Here is a 17,000-nt window from a genome sequence, read left to right as displayed (position 1 = left end):
TCAGGCAGACGCGGCGTTGTAGAACAGTTCGCTGCTGCGTTGTTCGACCAGCGCCTGCTCGATGGCGGCCTGGTGCACTTCGTCGGCGTGCTCTTCGCGTGCTTCGGGCTTGATGCCCAGGCGGGCGAACAGCTGCATGTCCTTGTCAGCCTGCGGGTTGGCAGTGGTCAGCAGTTTTTCGCCGTAGAAGATCGAATTGGCGCCGGCCATGAATGCCAGGGCCTGCATCTGCTCGTTCATCTGCTCGCGCCCGGCAGACAGGCGCACGTGGGACTTCGGCATGAGGATCCGTGCGACCGCCAGCATGCGGATGAAATCGAACGGGTCGACATCTTCTTCATTGGCCAACGGCGTGCCAGCTACTTTCACCAGCATGTTGATCGGTACCGACTCCGGGTGCTCGGGCAGGTTGGCCAACTGGATCAGCAGGCCGGCACGGTCGTCCAGCGACTCGCCCATGCCCAGGATGCCGCCAGAGCAGATCTTCATCCCGGCATCACGTACATAGGCCAGGGTTTGCAGGCGCTCTGCGTAGGTGCGGGTAGTAATGATGCTGCCGTAGAACTCTGGCGAAGTGTCGAGGTTGTGGTTGTAGTAGTCCAGGCCAGCCTGGGCAAGGGCCTGGGTCTGCTCCTGGTCGAGTTTGCCCAGGGTCATGCAGGTTTCCAGGCCCATGGCCTTGACCCCTTTGACCATCTCCAGCACGTAGGGCATATCTTTGGCGGACGGGTGCTTCCAGGCCGCGCCCATGCAGAAGCGGGTCGAACCGATGGCCTTGGCCCGTGCGGCTTCTTCCAGCACTTTCTGCACTTCCATCAGCTTCTGTTTTTCCAGCCCGGTGTTGTAGTGGCCGGACTGCGGACAATATTTGCAATCTTCCGGGCAGGCACCGGTCTTGATCGACAGCAAGGTGGAGACTTGGACGCGATTAGGGTCGAAATGCGCGCGGTGCACGGTCTGCGCCTGGAACAGCAAGTCATTGAACGGTTGCAGGAACAGGGCCTTTACCTCGGCCAAGGCCCAGTCGTGACGTGTTGTTGCAGTTGTGCTGGCGCTCATCGGTGTTTCCTTGTTTAGGCTGTAGCTGGCGCCGGGACAGGACTGCCCACCAGCGCATCACGGATAGCTCGCATAGTCATGGAAGGCCTATGAACTGTCAACCTTGGTTAAAAGCACTGGTTTACAAGTGTATAAATATTAATCAGGTCTGTTTGCTCTGCGATGAAAGTGCGCAGCAGCCCTACCCCTTGTGCATCGCCTGCGAACAAGCGCTGCCCTGGCTGGATGAGTACTGCCTGCACTGCGCGTTGCCCCTGCCGATGGCCGGGCTGACCTGCGCCCAGTGCAGCCGCCGTGCCCCAGCCTTCGACCTGGTGGTTGCGCCCTGGCACTATGGGTTTCCGATGGACACCTTGATCCACCGCTTCAAGCACAACAGCCAATGGCCGCTGGGCCGCTTGATGGCCGAAATGCTCAGCTTGAACCTGCGCCACCGTTTCGAAGAAGGCCAGCCGAGGCCAGAGCTGCTGTTACCCGTACCGCTGGCCAGGCGTCGACTGCGCGAGCGCGGCTTCAATCAGGCCGGCATGTTGGCAAGCTGGTTGTCAAAGGGCCTGGCAATAGATTGCAACGACCGCTTACTGCTGCGCACACGCGAAACACCCGCCCAGCAAAGCCTGGACGCCAGGGCTCGCCACCGTAACCTGCAACGGGCATTTGCCCTGGCCGCAGAAGATGCGGTCAAGGGCAGGCATGTGGCTGTGGTGGATGATGTGCTGACCACCGGGGCCACCGCACACGCCATCGCCCAGCTGCTGCGCAGCGCCGGCGCACGACGCGTTGACGTGTATTGCCTGGCACGCACGGCAAAACCGGGGCAAGCTTGACGGGTCAGTCTCAGATAGGCGCCACCATGTCTTTGCCCGCTCTGCTCACCCAGCACATCGCCCGTCGGCCCCAACGCATCGCCCTGCTCCAGCATATCGCCGAGCAAGGTTCGATCACCCGTGCCGCCAAGGCGGCCGGTATCAGCTACAAGGCGGCCTGGGACGCCATCGACGAGCTCAACAACCTGGCCCGCCAACCGCTGGTCGAACGCAGTACCGGTGGGCGCGGTGGTGGCGGCGCACGGCTGTCGGTAGAAGGTGAGCGGGTGCTGCGCCTGTACCAGCGCCTGTAGGCCCTGCAAGCGCAAATTCTGGAAGCGGCCGAAGAGTCCAGCGACCTGGATCTGCTCGGGCGCCTGATGCTGCGCACCAGCGCCCGCAACCAGTTGCAAGGGCAGGTCAGTGGCCTGCGCCGCGAAGGCCGCCATGATCGGGTGAGCCTGGCACTGGGCGGCGGGCTGGAAATCGAGGCTTTGATCACCCACGACAGTACTGCGCGCCTGGAACTGACGTTGGGCACCATGGTGGTGGCCTTGCTCAAGGCCGGGTGGGTGCAGTTGCTGGGTGCAGCGGATGAGCCTGCGGCGGGCAGCAATGTGCTGGATGCGACCGTCGAAGAGGTGCTGGCCGACGGCAATGAACCCAGTGAAGTACGGCTGGCGCTGGGGAATGGGCAGACCCTGTGTGGGTTTGCCGAAAGGGATTGGCTGGCACGCGAGGCGGTCGCTGCTGCAAGCGTGATACGGGTTCAGTTCCATCCCTCCAATGTATTGCTGGGGGTGCCGGTATAGGCTGCCCCGCGCGAGGGCTGGCACTGATACCATTGGCCCTTGCAGCCCATTTCGGAGCACTCATGTCCCACCCCTTCGCGACGCTTACCCCCGACCTGGTGCTCGACGCCGTGGAAAGCCTCGGCTTTCTCAGCGACGCTCGCGTACTGGCCCTGAACAGCTACGAGAACCGCGTCTATCAGGTAGGTATCGAAGACCAGCAGCCGCTGATTGCCAAGTTCTACCGGCCCGGCCGTTGGAGCAATGAAGCGATCCTCGAGGAACACCGTTTCACTGCCGAGCTCGCCGACTGCGAAGTCCCGGTGGTCGCGCCGATGCAGCACCATGGCCAGACCCTGTTCGAACATCAGGGCTTTCGTTTCACGTTGTTCCCCCGTCGCGGCGGTCACGCCCCGGAACCTGGCAACCTCGACCAGCTCTACCGCCTCGGGCAGTTGCTCGGTCGCCTTCACGCCGTTGCAGCGACGCGACCGTTCGAACACCGCGAAGCGCTGGCTGTGGACAACTTCGGCCACGCTTCGCTGCAAACCCTGCTGGAGGGCAACTTCGTGCCGCGGGAACTGCTCCCCGCATTCGAGTCCGTAGCCCGCGACCTGCTCAAGCGGGTCGAGGACATCTATGCGCGCACCCCACATAAGCAGATTCGCCTTCACGGCGACCTGCACCCAGGGAACCTGATGCACCGCGACGAGGTTTATCACGTCGTCGACCTCGACGACTGTCGGATGGGCCCGGCGGTGCAGGACCTGTGGATGATGCTTGCCGGCAGCCGCGAGGAACGCCTGGGGCAACTGGCCGAACTGATCGACGGCTACAACGAGTTCCACGACTTCGACCCTCGCGAACTGGCGCTGATCGAACCGCTGCGCGCACTGCGCCAGCTGCACTACAGCGCCTGGCTGGCACGGCGTTGGGATGACCCGGCCTTCCCTCCCAGCTTCCCCTGGTTCGGCCAACCCCGTTACTGGGGCGACCAGATCCTTGCCCTGCGCGAGCAGACCGCCGCACTCGATGAGCAACCGCTGAAATTGTTCTAGAAGCACACGAGGGTCTGTCTACAATAGCCGTCGTTGTGTTTAGTTACCTAAGCAAGGATTCTGCATGCACGCCGCAAACCCGCAACGCGGGTACATCCTGGGCCTCAGTGCCTACATCATCTGGGGTCTGTTCCCGCTTTACTTCAAAGCAATTCAAAGCGTTCCGGCGGTGGAGATCATCGTTCACCGGGTGCTCTGGTCGGCCCTGTTCGGCTCGCTCCTGCTGCTGGCCTGGAAACACCCAGGCTGGTGGCGCGAATTACGTGAGAACCCACGCCGGCTGGGTATTCTGGCCCTGAGTGGCACGTTGATCGCCGCGAATTGGCTGACCTACGTCTGGTCGGTGAACAACGGGCGCATGCTCGAGGCCAGCCTGGGTTATTACATCAACCCCCTGGTGAACGTGCTGCTGGGCATGCTGCTATTGGGTGAGCGCCTGCGGCGTCTGCAATGGCTCGCGGTGGCGATGGCTGCGGTCGGGGTGGCGCAGCAGGTGTGGCAGGTCGGCAGCCTGCCCTGGGTATCGCTGGTACTGGCCCTGAGCTTTGGCTTCTATGGCCTGATCCGCAAGCAGGCACCGGTAGCGGCGCTGCCTGGGTTGGTGGTGGAAACCTGGATGCTGGTGCCGCTGGCGCTTGGCTGGCTGTTGCTACACCCCTCTGCCGTGAGCGCGCAGGGCGCGTTCTACACCAGCAACGAAGCGCTGTGGTTGGTGGCGGCCGGCCCGGTTACCCTGGTGCCACTGGTGTGTTTCAACGCCGCCGCGCGGCACTTGCCCTACACCACCCTGGGGTTTTTGCAGTACCTGGCACCGACCCTGGTATTGCTGCAGGCCGTGCTGCTGTTTGATGAGCACTTGTCCTCGAGCAGCCTGGTAGCGTTCGTGTGTATCTGGGCCGGCCTGGCACTCTACAGCGTCGATGCCTGGTTGAACCTGCGCAAACGTGCCTGATCAAAAAACGATCAAAACTCTACAGGCCACGCAGTTCGTGGCCTGGCAGAACCTCTCCAGAGGTTATCCACACCCTCGTCCCCGCGCTTTGTGCACAAGCTACTGATAACTGTACGTTTTTTGTCCAAATCGCGGGAGGCCTTGGTGGTATTGGGCTGGCGAGGTACGCCCCCAGGTTATCCACAGGGACGTCCCCGTTAAACCGGGATAACCCGCAGGGGGCCCAAAGCGGCCCCCGGCAGTTGCCGCTCAATCCTCTGGGCGTAGCTTCAACTCCACCATCAGGTCATCGGCCAGGCTTTCCAGCTTGTGCTGCAGGTCATCCAGCGACAGGGTCAACGGCAGCGCCAGCAGCGCATCGGCATGGAACAGCGGCTCGCTGCTCATCGGCGCCGGGCGCACCTCGGTGGTGAAACGCTCCAGGTTCACACCCTGGTCGGCCAGCAAACGGGTGATGTCGCGCACGATCCCCGGGCGATCATTGCCCACAAGCTCCATGGCAATCGGTTTCCAGGTGCACGAAGGCTCGATTCCGCTCTCGGCAATCAGCACCCGGATATCGTATTGGCCCAACGCCTGGAGTGCCTTCACCAGTTCATCGTAGTTCTCCGCCGGCACCGCCACCCGCAAGATCCCGGCAAACTGCCCGGCCATGCGCGACATACGGCTCTCCAGCCAGTTGCCGCTATGTTCGGCGATGCATTCGGCGATACGTTCAACCTGGCCAGCCTTGTCGGGGGCAATCACGGTCAGTACAAGATGGTCCACAGGCCCTACCTCTGCGTCGAGCCGCCCGCGGCGGCGAAAATACGGGGGTCGACTCAGTATAGGCAAGGCGCGGCAACCTGCCGCAGGGCAGTTCGCACAACTAATCGTGTACTGTTTCAAGATTTATCTGGAACAATCCACTCGTTTTTTGCGAACATAGCCATTCCCAGCATGACCCTACGCGACCAACCGGTCGCAGAGCGACGCTTTTAGTCTGATGTTTACCTGCCTGCTGCTTCATGTAGTATGCGTCGGCGTGGACTACAAAACGTCGTTTGGATGTCTGCCAAGGCGCCTGTGAAAATACGCCAACCGCCCGCCAGCCCGTCTGGCGAGCCGCACCCAACCGCGCTCGCGCATTGCGGGTGCCGTGTTTAGAGAAGCGCTACAGGCTTAATACAGAAGAGCGAAAGCGAAATAGCTGAGCAGAGGTGAGGCAAGCAATGACTGGATACGTTCAAGTCGGTGGCCTTCAGGTCGCCAAGGTCCTGTTCGACTTCGTCAACAACGAAGCCATTCCGGGGACCGGCATCGTCGCCGAGCAGTTCTGGGCGGGTGCCGAGAAGATCATCAACGACCTCGCCCCAAAGAACAAAGCCCTGCTCGCCAAGCGCGACGAGCTGCAAGCCAAGATCGACGCCTGGCACCAGGCACGCAAAGGCCAGGCCCATGACGCCGTAGCCTACAAGAGCTTCCTCCAGGAAATCGGCTACCTGCTGCCACAAGCCGACGATTTCCAGGCCACGACCCAGAATGTCGACGAAGAAATCGCCCACATGGCTGGCCCGCAACTGGTCGTGCCGGTGATGAACGCCCGCTTCGCCCTCAATGCTGCCAACGCTCGCTGGGGCTCGCTGTACGACGCGTTGTACGGCACCGACGCCATCAGCGATGAAGGCGGCGCGGAAAAAGGCCAGGGTTACAACAAGGTGCGTGGTGACAAGGTCATTGCCTTCGCCCGCGCCTTCCTCGACGAAGCCGCGCCATTGGCGGCCGGTTCCCACGTCGATTCCACCGGCTATCGCATCGAAGGCGGCAAGCTGATCGTCGCCCTCAAGGGCGGCAGCAACAGCGGCCTGCGTGACGACGCGCAACTGATCGGTTTCCACGGCGACGCCGCCGCGCCTACCGCCGTGCTGCTCAAGCACAACGGCCTGCATTTCGAGATCCAGGTCGACGCCAGCACCCCGGTTGGCAGCACCGACGCCGCGGGTGTCAAAGACATCCTGATGGAATCGGCGCTCACGACCATCATGGACTGCGAAGACTCGGTCGCCGCCGTCGATGCCGACGACAAGGTCATCGTCTACCGTAACTGGCTGGGCCTGATGAAAGGTGACCTGGCCGAGAACGTGAGCAAGGGTGGCAAGACCTTCACCCGCACCATGAACCCGGACCGCGAATACGCCGCGCCCAACGGCGGCAGCGTCACCTTGCATGGCCGTTCGCTGCTGTTCGTGCGCAACGTCGGCCACCTGATGACCAACCCGGCGATCCTCGATGCCCAAGGCAACGAAATCCCTGAAGGTATTCAGGACGGGCTGTTCACCAACCTGATCGCCCTGCACAACCTCAACGGCAATACCAGCCGCAAGAACACCCGCACCGGCAGTGTGTACATCGTCAAGCCGAAGATGCACGGCCCTGAAGAAGTGGCGTTCGCCGCCGAGATCTTCAGCCGCGTCGAAGACCTGCTGGGCATGCCGCGCAACACCGTCAAGGTCGGCATCATGGACGAGGAGCGCCGCACCACGGTCAACCTCAAGGCCTGCATCAAGTCGGCCGCCGAGCGCGTTGCGTTCATCAACACCGGCTTCCTCGACCGTACCGGCGACGAAATCCACACCTCTATGGAGGCCGGCGCCGTGGTACGCAAAGGCGCCATGAAAAATGAGAAGTGGATCGGCGCGTACGAGAACAACAACGTTGACGTTGGCCTGGCCACCGGGCTGCAAGGCCGCGCGCAGATCGGCAAGGGCATGTGGGCCATGCCAGACCTGATGGCAGCCATGCTCGAGCAGAAGATCGCTCACCCGCTGGCCGGCGCCAACACAGCCTGGGTACCGTCGCCAACCGCCGCCACCCTGCACGCCCTGCATTACCACAAGGTCGACGTACAGGCACGTCAGCGCGAGCTGGCTTCACGTACACCGGCGTCTGTGGACGATATCCTGAGCATTCCGCTGGCTGCCGATACCCACTGGTCGCCCGAAGAGATCCGCAACGAGCTGGACAACAACGCCCAAGGCATCCTTGGCTATGTGGTGCGCTGGATCGATCAGGGCGTAGGGTGCTCGAAGGTGCCGGACATCAACGACGTCGGCCTGATGGAAGACCGCGCCACCCTGCGTATTTCAGCTCAGTTGCTGGCCAACTGGCTGCGCCATGGCGTGGTCAGCCAGGACCAGGTGCTGGAAAGCCTCAAGCGCATGGCCGCGGTGGTCGACAAGCAGAACGCCGGTGACGCGCTGTACCGTCCGATGGCGCCGAACTTCGACGACAACGTCGCGTTCCAGGCGGCTGTGGAGCTGGTGATCGAGGGTGCCAAGCAGCCGAACGGGTATACCGAGCCGGTGCTGCACCGCCGCCGTCGCGAGTTCAAGGCGCGTAACGGGCTGTAATACGTAAGAGGCTGCGCTGCAGCCCTATCGCCAGCAAGCCGGTGATAGGGCTGCATCCACCCCCGTTATTCGACCTTCAATTCCTTCTTCACCAAGTGCAGCAGCTTCCCCAGATCCACCGGCTTGAGCAAAAAGTCCACCACCCCCAGGTGCATTACGTCCACCGCCTCCTTCACATCGGTGTCGCCCGACACCACGATGATCGACAACGCCGCCCGCTCCGACTCACGCACCTGCCGAATCAGCTCCAGGCCATCCTTGGGCTCCATGCGCAGGTCGGTGATCATCAAGGCAATCCGCGGCTCGTAATGCAGCTTGAACATCGCCTCCTGGGCACCATCGGCCTTCATGCAGTCGATGCCCCTACTCTTCAGGTAAAGGCACAGCGCCTCGCTATTGACCGGGTTGTCATCGACCACCAGCACCACCGGCTTGGGCGCCATGGGGGCACTTACTCCGGCCAATGCCTCGCGTTCAGCGTCACTCAGGATGTCGTCATGCTCAGCCATGGTCGTCTCGTCAAAAGTATCTTGCTCACCGGTAAGACCGCACCTTGCGATATTGATCACACACCGCTCATAGACTTACGTCCAATGGGCACCGCACGGCCGCCAGCCGACCATGGGGGCCGAGAACAACAAGGCCGCACCTATATATAGATATATATAGTTCGGCATAGCGATACGGTCAGTTTCATGAGCAAAAAGGACGCCTACAGCCAGGCGGGCAGAACCGCTGTTCTGCAGAACATCCAGGGCACACTGCAGTTTTTGCAGCGTTTCCCCCCGTTCAACCAGATGGAGCACAGCCACCTGGCCTTTCTGGTGGAACAGTGCCAGCTGCGTTTCTATGCCAGCGGCGAAAGCATCATCAAGCCGGCGGACGGCCCGGTGGAGCACTTCTACATCGTCAAACAGGGCCGCGTTGTCGGTGAGCGCCAGCACCTGGTCAAACCGGGTGTGGAAACCACATTCGAGATCACCAGCGGCGAGTGCTTCCCCCTGGCAGCCCTGCTTGGCGAACGCGCCACCCGCACCGAACACCTGGCCGGCGAAGACACGTTCTGCCTGCAACTGAACAAGGCGGCGTTCATCCGCCTGTTCTCCCTGTCAGAAGTGTTTCGAGATTTTGCCCTGCGCGGCGTCAGCAGCCTGCTCGATCAAGTCAACCAGCAAGTGCGCCAACGTGCGGTAGAAACCCTCGGCACACAATATTCACTCAATGCTCCCCTGGGCGAACTGGCCATGCGCCACCCGGTGGTCTGCGCCCCAGACATGCCACTGCGTGATGCCGTGCGGCTGATGCACGAGCAGCAGGTCGGCAGCATTGTCGTGGTCGATCCGCAACGGTATCCGGTGGGCATTTTCACCCTGCGTGACCTGCGTGAGGTGGTGGCTGCCGCCGATGCCGACCTGGGCGCGCCCATCGCTCGGCACATGACCGCCAAGCCCTTCTACTTAAGCCCTGGTGCCAGTGCCTTCGATGCGGCCATGGCCATGACCGAACGGCACATTGCCCATGTCTGCCTGGTGGAAAACCGCCGCCTGTGCGGCGTGGTATCCGAGCGCGACCTGTTTTCCCTGCAACGGGTCGATCTGGTGCACCTGGCGCGTACCATCCGCCATGCGCCACGCCTGGACTCGCTGGTATCGTTGCGCGGCGAAATCGGCCAGTTGGTCGAACGCATGCTTGCCCATGGCGCTTCCTCGACCCAGATCACCCAGATCATCACCTTGCTCAACGACCACACTGTCTGCCGGGTAATCGAACTGGCGCTGGCCGAGCGCGGTGACCCTGGCGTGCCATTTACCTGGCTGTGCTTCGGCAGCGAAGGCCGCCGTGAACAGACCCTGCACACTGACCAGGACAACGGCATCCTGTTCGAAGCGGCCGACGGCAGCGAGGCCGATGCCATTCGCGCACGGCTGCTGCCTCTGGCGCAGTACATCAATCAGTGCCTGGCCCAGTGCGGCTTTACCTTGTGCAAAGGCAACATCATGGCCGGCAACCCCGAGCTCTGCCTTTCGCGCACCGAATGGGCCCAGCGCTTTGCCGGCTTCGTTCGCGAAGCCAGCCCGGAGAACCTGCTCGGCTCGAGCATCTACTTCGACCTGCGCGTGGTGTGGGGCGACGAACAAGGGTGTGAGCAACTGCGTCAACAGATGCTCGAGCAGGTCGCCGACAACCGTATCTTCCAGCGCATGATGGCCGACAACGCCCTGCGCCAACGGCCGCCGGTTGGCCGCCTGCGCGAGTTCGTGTTGACCCGTCAGGGCAACGACAAAGCTGCCACCCTCGACCTCAAGGTCCAGGGGCTTACCCCCTTCGTCGATGGTGCACGCCTGCTCGCCCTGGCCCATGGCATCGGCGCCTGCAACACCCTGGAGCGCCTGCGCCAACTGGTCGACAAAGGCATCATCGAGGCGCTCGATGGCGCGGCATATGAAGAGGCTTACCACTTCATTCAGCAAACCCGCATGCAGCAGCACCAGCGCCAGACGCGCGACAACCTGCCCTACTCCAACCGGGTCGATCCAGACAGCCTCAACCACCTGGACCGGCGCATCCTGCGTGAATCCCTGCGCCAGGCGCAGCGCCTGCAGAGCAGCCTGGCCTTGCGGTATCAGCTATGAGCCTGTTCGCCTGGCTGCGCCCTGCAGCTCCCCTGCTGGACGACACCTTGCGCCAGCGCCTGGCGCACGTGGCCAAACCCGCACCGTTGGGTGTCTGCTCGTTGCGTGAGCAGCGCTGGGTGGTCCTCGACCTGGAAACCAGCGGCCTGAACCCCAACCGTGACCAGGTGCTGTCGGTGGGTGCCGTGGCCATCGAAGATGGTGCCATCGACTTCTCTCAGCAGTTCGAACGGACCTTGCACCGGCCCACGCAGAAGACCAACGCCAGCGTGTTGATCCATGGCCTGGGCCCCAGCGCCCTGGCGGCAGGCTGCGACCCAGCCGAGGCGTTGCTTGACCTGCTCGAATTCATTGGTACCAGCCCGGTGCTGGCCTTCCATGCCCCGTTCGATCAACGCATGCTGGCCCGGGCGCTGAAAGAAAGCCTGGGCTATCGGTTGCAGCATCCCTTTCTCGATGTCGCCGAACTGGCACCGATGCTCAACCCCGACACCGTGCTGCGCGAGGCTGGCCTGGACGACTGGGTGACGCGTTTCGGCCTGCAGGTAGACGAACGCCACCATGCCAGCGCCGATGCCCAGGTCACCGCCGAACTGGCGTTGATCCTGTTCAGCCAGGCCCATCGGCAGCAACTCGACAGCCCATTGCAACTCGAACAGCGATTGCGCGGGTGGCGTCGGCGTAGCGTGCAGGGGCACGGCCTCTGATCGCTGATTACCGGCGCTACCGCTGGGGATGGCAATCCGATAAGCGTCCATTGCACCCCACCCCCTGCCTCTGTAACAATCGCGAATAATTATCGTTAGTTAATGCATTCGTTCCGGGGGGACGCTGCTTGTCTTCTGCACAGAGCCCACATGCCGATCTGGTCGGTGCGCTGTACCGCGACCACCGCGGCTGGCTGCTCGCCTGGCTGCAACGCAGCATGGCCTGCCGTCAGCGTGCCGAAGATCTGAGCCAGGATACTTTTGTGCGCCTGCTCGGCCGGGAGCGGCTGGATACCCCACGCGAGCCACGCGCCTTCCTCGCCGCTGTAGCCAAGGGGTTGATGTTCGACCACTTCCGCCGTGCCGCGCTGGAGCAGGCGTATCTGGCCGAGCTGGCGCGCCTGCCACAGGCCGAACAGCCTTCCCCGGAAATCCAGCACCTGATCCTCGAAGACCTCAAGGCCATTGACCGGCTGCTTGGAAAACTGTCGAGCAAGGCCCGCGCCGCTTTCCTGCATAACCGCCTGGACGGTATGGGCCACGCTGAAATCGCCGAGCGCCTGGGCGTTTCCGTATCGCGCGTGCGCCAGTACCTCGCCCAAGGCATGCGCCAGTGCTACGTGGCCTTGTACGGTGAGCCGACGTGAACAACTCACCGGTTTCGGCCCGGGTTCTCGAAGCTGCCATTGCCTGGAAACTCAGCCTGGACGACAGCAGCGGCACGCCCGATGCCCGCAGCGAATTCATGCGCTGGCACGCCGCCAGTGAAGAACACGCCCGTGCCTGGCGCCAGCTGGGTACCCTCGATCAACGCGTGAGCGCTGCAGTCGGCCCCGCCCGCCAGGTCCTGCAGCAATCGCGTATCAGCCTGCGTCGGCGGGTTGGCAAGGCAGGCGGCGGGCTCGCCGGTATGTTGCTGCTCGGCTCACTACTGGCCTGGCTCGGCGCGCCGTCGCTGTCAGTCAATTACTGGCTGGCAGATCAGCGCACCGCCACTGGCGAGTTGCGCACACTGCGCCTGGAAGACGGCACGCTGTTGAGCCTCAACACCCACACCGCTGTAGACATCAACTACGCAGGCGGGCAACGCGAGCTGGTGCTGCACCAGGGTGAAATCTCGGTGGAAACCGGCCATGCAGACCCGCGCCCGTTGCTGGTGCGCACCGACGATGGCCGCCTGCGCCCCCTGGGCACGCGCTTTCTGGTGCGTCGCGAGGCCAACGGCACACGCCTTGAGGTACTGCAGTCCTCGGTCGCCGCCATGCCCCGCAACAGCGGCGACGAGCAGGTACTGGGCGAAGGCCAGCAGGTGCTGATGAACGCCAACGGCCTCAGCGCCGTCACCCCTGTGGTGGCCGGTGCCGATGCCTGGACCCGCGGCATGCTGGTGGTCGACAACGTACGCCTGGCCGACCTGCTGGCCCAATTGGGGCAATACCGCAACGGGCACCTGGGCGTGGCCGATGAAATCGCCGACCTGCGCGTCACGGGGAGCTTCCCGCTGAACAATACAGACCTGGCCCTGGCCTCGCTGGTGCCGGCGTTGCCGGTGAAGATCGAGCGGCATACGCAGTGGTGGGTCAACGTGGTTCCCAAGTAGATGGGCTGCCGAGGCTTCGCGGGTAAACCCGCGAAGCCTCGGCACAGAAATACAACTTTTTTTTCAGCCCCCCCTGTCACTTCTGAAATCTCGCTCGGCAAGGAAGCAGTTCGCACTTATCCGTCGAGGAGCCGCTGCATGTCCCGTGCTGTTGATCGTATCCTGCGTCCCAGCCTGATGGCCCTGGCCATTGGCCTTGGCGCCCCGTTGGCCAGCCCCGCCCTGTGCGCCGCCGAGCAACCCGCCCCGCGTGCCTACGACCTGCCCAGCGCCCCGCTGGCCAGCACCCTGAACCAGATCGCCAGCCAGTCGGGCATTGCGCTGGTCATCGACCCGGCCTTGGTCAGCGGCCACACGTCGGCGCCGGTCAACGGCCAGTTCGACGGCCTTGGCGCCCTGCAGGCCGCACTGCGCGGTACCGGCTTGCAACTGCAGCAAAGCAGTGTCGGCAGCTACAGCCTGGTGGCCGTGCCAGACGGCAGCCTGGCGTTGCCGGAAACCAGCATAAACGCCGCCAGCGACAGCGAAAACGCCTGGGGCCCGGTAGAAGGTTACCTGGCCAAGCGCAGCGCAGTAGGCACCAAGACCGATACCGCACTGGTGGAGATCCCGCGCTCCATCTCCGTCGCCACCCGCCAGCAAATGAGCGACCGCGGCGTGCACAGCCTGGATGACGCCGTGCGGTACATGCCTGGCATCGTGTCCGCCAGCTTCGGCAGCGATACCCGTTATGACTGGATGCGCGTGCGTGGCTTCGAGCCGACCCAGTTCCTCGATGGCCTGCCGCTGCCCCGTGGCGTGTACGCCAACCCAAAAGCCGAGACCTGGAACCTCGACCGCCTCGCCCTGCTGCGCGGCCCGGCTTCCTCGCTTTACGGCCAGACCCCACCTGGCGGCTTGCTGGACATGGTCAGCCGCCGCCCCCAGGCTGAAAGCGCTCACGAAATCGAGGTGCAATACGGCAGCGATAACCACCGGCAGATCAACTTTGCCAGCACTGGCAAGATCGACGACCAGGGCCAGTTCCTGTACGGCGTCAGTGGCGTGATCCGTGATGGTGGCACCCCCATCGACCATATCGACGACAAGCGCTACAACATCGCGCCAAGCCTGACCTGGAACATCGACGACGACACCTCGCTGACCTTCCTGACCCAGTTCACCCGCGACGATACCGGCGCCACCAGCCAGTTCAGGCCCATCCAGGGCACCAAGCTCGACATGCCGTTCGGCAAGATCTCCCACCACAAGAACCTGGGCGACCCGGACTACGAGTTCTACGACCGCACCTACTACGCGCTGGGCTATGCCTTCGAGCACCGCATCAATGATGTCTGGCAGTTCCGTCAGAACCTGCGCTATACCAAGTCGGACCTGGCGTTCCAGACCATCACACCCGGCAGCTACTACTCGCCCGGTGGCCCTGTGCAAGACGACGGAACAGTCAGCCGCATGTCCACCAACACCGATGAAGACATCAGCCAGTTCGCCGTGGACAACAACTTCCAGGGTGACTTCGCCACCGGTGACATCAGCCACACGCTGCTGATCGGCCTGGACCACCAGCGCGTCAACACCAACTACCTGTCGATCTTCGACTTCACCGTGCCGGACAGCAACGTCATCCATCCGGTCTACGGGCTGCCGATCACCCGTCCGGACCGTTCGACAGCCTTCTACGACTACAACCAGAAAACCCGTCAGACCGGCCTGTACGTTCAGGACCAGATGGCCCTGGGCAACTGGCGCCTGACCTTGGGCGGCCGGGAAGACTGGGTGCATACCGGCACCACGTTCTTCAACCAGGGCGATGCCACCAATACCCAACGCGACAAGAAGTTCAGCGGCAACGCTGCCCTGAGCTATGTCTTCGACTCAGGCTTCGTGCCTTACCTTTCCTACGCCGAGTCCTTCCAGCCGTCGAGCAACGCAAGCGTCTCGGCGCAGGAGTCGTTCAAACCCACCGAAGGCAAACAGTGGGAACTGGGTATCAAGTATCAGCCACCGGGCTCGAATACCTTGCTGTCGGCTGCGGTGTACGACCTGACCCAGAAAAACGTCGCGGTCACCAACAACGAGGGGGGTGTGACCTTTACCAGCCAGACCGGCGAAGTGAAGGTACGTGGCCTGGAACTGGAAGCCGTGTCCGACGTCACCAAGAACCTCAAGGTGACTGCGGCCTACACCCTGGCCAAATCCGACGTGCAGGACGGCCTGTACAAAGGCAATCGCCTGCAACTGATGCCCAACCAGCAAGCCTCGCTGTGGACCGACTACACCTGGCACACCGGTGTGCTCGACGGTTTCGGCATCGGTGGGGGCGCCCGCTATACCGGCAACACCTATGGTGACCAGGCCAACACCTACCTGGGCAAAGCCAATGCCTACACCGTGTTCGATGCGGCCGTGCACTACGACCTCGGGCGCCTGAACAACAGCCTCAAGGGCGCGTCGGTAGCGGTCAACGCGACCAACGTGTTCAACAAGGACTACCTCTCCACCTGTGACAGCTACTACTGCTACTACGGAGATGAGCGCAGCGTCGTCGCCAGCGCCACCTACAAATGGTGAGGCCCTGACGACACCTGCGCGCCGACCAAGCCGTCCCCCGGGGGCGGCTTTGGTCTTTCTGGACCTCGAGAAACAAAATGAAATGAAAAGCCAAACCATCCGCCGCTGGTCCTTCATCCACACCTGGAGCAGCCTGGTCTGCACCCTGTTCCTGCTGTTGCTGGCCCTCACCGGCCTGCCGCTGATCTTCCACCACGAGCTCGAACACATGCTCGGCGACGCCCCTGAGCTGCGCGAAATGCCTGCCAATACTGCGCACCTGGACCTGCAGCAACTGGTGCTCAAGGCCCAGCAACACCGCCCTGGCGAAGTGCTGCAGTACTTCGGCTACGACGAGGACGAGCGCGATGGCGTGGTGGCGATTACCGCCGCCACCGCCGGCACCGAGCCCAATTCGTCGCACACCTTCATGCTCGATGCCCGCACCGGAGAAGCCGTGGCCATGCCGGCAGCCAACGGCGGCTTCATGATGGTCATGCTGCGCTTGCATGTAGACCTGTTTGCCGGCCTGCCAGGTAAGCTGCTGCTGGCCTTCATGGGGGTGCTTTTCGTGCTCGCGATCATCTCTGGCACCGTGCTCTATGCGCCGTTCATGCGCCGCCTGGGCTTCGCTACCGTGCGCCATGACAAGTCGCGCCGCCTGCGCTGGCTCGACCTGCACAACCTGATCGGTATCGTCACCCTCACCTGGGCCATGACGGTTGGGGTGACCGGGGTAATCAGCGCACTCTCCGACCTGGTGATCGCCGCCTGGCGCAACGACAGCCTGGCCGCCATGATCGCGCCCTATCATGACGCCCCGCCGCTCAGCGAGCGCGCCCCGGCTACGCACCTGCTGGCCATCGCTGAACAGGCCGCGCCCGGCATGCGCGCAGACTTCATCGCATTCCCCGGTACCCGCTTTTCCAGCGAACACCATTACGCGGTGTTCATGAAAGGCGCCACGCACCTTAGCTCGCACCTGTTCACGCCTGTGCTGATCGATGCGCGCACGTTAGAGGTGACCGCTGTCGGCGAGCGCCCCTGGTACATGGATGCCATGGGCCTGTCGCAACCGCTTCACTTCGGCGACTACGGCGGCCGGCCGATGCAAATCCTGTGGGCCGTGCTGGACGTGCTGACCATCATCGTGCTCGGCAGTGGCGTGTACCTCTGGCTCGGCAAGTATCGCCGCTCCCGGGAGGCCAAGGCATGAGTCACCGTTCACAGTCCACCGCCCGGGTGTTCGCCTGGCCGGCCGTCATCGCCCTGCTCGGCGCGCTGGGGCTGTTTGCCGCCCTATTGGGTGATGGTGCCTGGGACATCCTCGCCTCGCTTGGCCTGGGCGTACCGGCATGGCTGAGCCTGCGCGCCCTGTGCCGGTGAGGTAGCCGGCAACCACCTGCGCGTTGCGCGCCCATTCACCCTGCCCGCTCCCTGAAGCCAGGAGCTGAG

General features: G+C 63.1%; 14 protein-coding genes and 1 pseudogene. 12 read left to right on the top strand and 3 right to left on the bottom strand.

The features are described from left to right. The gene (bioB, locus tag L6D80_RS24690) at positions 1-1,059 is read right to left on the bottom strand and encodes a biotin synthase BioB (RefSeq protein WP_176516323.1); all 1,059 of its coding nucleotides are present in this window, start codon (positions 1,057-1,059) and stop codon (positions 1-3) included. Positions 1,060-1,148: 89 nt separating this feature from the next. On the opposite strand from bioB, the gene L6D80_RS24685 reads away from it, so the two are divergent. The 4 genes and pseudogenes from L6D80_RS24685 to rarD all read left to right on the top strand — a co-directional run bounded on the left by L6D80_RS24685 (position 1,149) and on the right by rarD (position 4,666). Continuing rightward, positions 1,149-1,886, top strand: coding sequence for a ComF family protein (locus L6D80_RS24685; RefSeq protein WP_176516324.1), 738 nt, complete (start codon positions 1,149-1,151; stop codon positions 1,884-1,886). 26 nt (positions 1,887-1,912) lie between these two features. Then, a pseudogene (locus L6D80_RS24680) lies at positions 1,913-2,677 on the top strand (TOBE domain-containing protein). Positions 2,678-2,739: 62 nt separating this feature from the next. Next, the gene (locus L6D80_RS24675) at positions 2,740-3,714 is read left to right on the top strand and encodes a serine/threonine protein kinase (protein WP_176516331.1); all 975 of its coding nucleotides are present in this window, start codon (positions 2,740-2,742) and stop codon (positions 3,712-3,714) included. Positions 3,715-3,778: 64 nt separating this feature from the next. Then, positions 3,779-4,666, top strand: a complete 888-nt coding sequence (rarD, locus tag L6D80_RS24670) for an EamA family transporter RarD (protein WP_054903049.1) — start codon at positions 3,779-3,781, stop codon at positions 4,664-4,666. A 249-nt stretch (positions 4,667-4,915) separates the two neighbouring features. On the opposite strand, the gene L6D80_RS24665 is transcribed toward rarD, so the two are convergent. Then, positions 4,916-5,434: a glycine cleavage system transcriptional repressor gene (locus tag L6D80_RS24665; protein WP_176516333.1), complete on the bottom strand. Its 519-nt coding sequence runs from the start codon at positions 5,432-5,434 to the stop codon at positions 4,916-4,918. 443 nt (positions 5,435-5,877) lie between these two features. Between L6D80_RS24665 and L6D80_RS24660 the strand changes: the two genes are divergently transcribed. Further along, on the top strand, positions 5,878-8,055 hold the full coding sequence (locus L6D80_RS24660) for a malate synthase G (RefSeq protein WP_054903047.1): 2,178 nt from the start codon (positions 5,878-5,880) through the stop codon (positions 8,053-8,055). Positions 8,056-8,120: 65 nt separating this feature from the next. On the opposite strand, the gene L6D80_RS24655 is transcribed toward L6D80_RS24660, so the two are convergent. Next, positions 8,121-8,564: a response regulator gene (locus L6D80_RS24655; RefSeq protein ID WP_054903046.1), complete on the bottom strand. Its 444-nt coding sequence runs from the start codon at positions 8,562-8,564 to the stop codon at positions 8,121-8,123. A gap of 186 nt (positions 8,565-8,750) precedes the next feature. Between L6D80_RS24655 and L6D80_RS24650 the strand changes: the two genes are divergently transcribed. The 7 genes from L6D80_RS24650 to L6D80_RS24620 all read left to right on the top strand — a co-directional run bounded on the left by L6D80_RS24650 (position 8,751) and on the right by L6D80_RS24620 (position 16,931). Further along, positions 8,751-10,688: a putative nucleotidyltransferase substrate binding domain-containing protein gene (locus tag L6D80_RS24650; protein WP_176516340.1), complete on the top strand. Its 1,938-nt coding sequence runs from the start codon at positions 8,751-8,753 to the stop codon at positions 10,686-10,688. After that, a complete protein-coding gene (locus L6D80_RS24645; protein WP_176516342.1) occupies positions 10,685-11,395 on the top strand; it encodes a 3'-5' exonuclease in 711 nt (236 codons plus the stop codon). Before L6D80_RS24650 ends, L6D80_RS24645 begins: the two co-directional genes overlap by 4 nt. A gap of 128 nt (positions 11,396-11,523) precedes the next feature. Continuing rightward, a complete protein-coding gene (locus L6D80_RS24640; protein WP_054903043.1) occupies positions 11,524-12,042 on the top strand; it encodes an RNA polymerase sigma factor in 519 nt (172 codons plus the stop codon). Further along, positions 12,039-12,995, top strand: coding sequence for a FecR domain-containing protein (locus tag L6D80_RS24635; RefSeq protein WP_054903042.1), 957 nt, complete (start codon positions 12,039-12,041; stop codon positions 12,993-12,995). Before L6D80_RS24640 ends, L6D80_RS24635 begins: the two co-directional genes overlap by 4 nt. A gap of 138 nt (positions 12,996-13,133) precedes the next feature. After that, a complete protein-coding gene (locus L6D80_RS24630; RefSeq protein WP_176516344.1) occupies positions 13,134-15,566 on the top strand; it encodes a TonB-dependent siderophore receptor in 2,433 nt (810 codons plus the stop codon). An 82-nt stretch (positions 15,567-15,648) separates the two neighbouring features. Continuing rightward, entirely contained in the window at positions 15,649-16,761 is a 1,113-nt protein-coding gene (locus L6D80_RS24625) for a PepSY-associated TM helix domain-containing protein (RefSeq protein WP_176516346.1), read from the top strand. After that, complete coding sequence (locus L6D80_RS24620; protein ID WP_176516348.1) at positions 16,758-16,931, top strand: hypothetical protein; 174 nt, start codon at positions 16,758-16,760, stop codon at positions 16,929-16,931. Before L6D80_RS24625 ends, L6D80_RS24620 begins: the two co-directional genes overlap by 4 nt. The last annotated feature ends 69 nt before the right edge of the window (positions 16,932-17,000 follow it).

Source organism: Pseudomonas ceruminis (genome assembly GCF_021602025.1).
GTDB classification, from domain to species: Bacteria; Pseudomonadota; Gammaproteobacteria; order Pseudomonadales; family Pseudomonadaceae; genus Aquipseudomonas; species Aquipseudomonas ceruminis.
The sequence above is the reverse complement of the archived record's forward strand: the minus strand, read 5'-3'. Positions and strand labels throughout refer to the sequence as shown.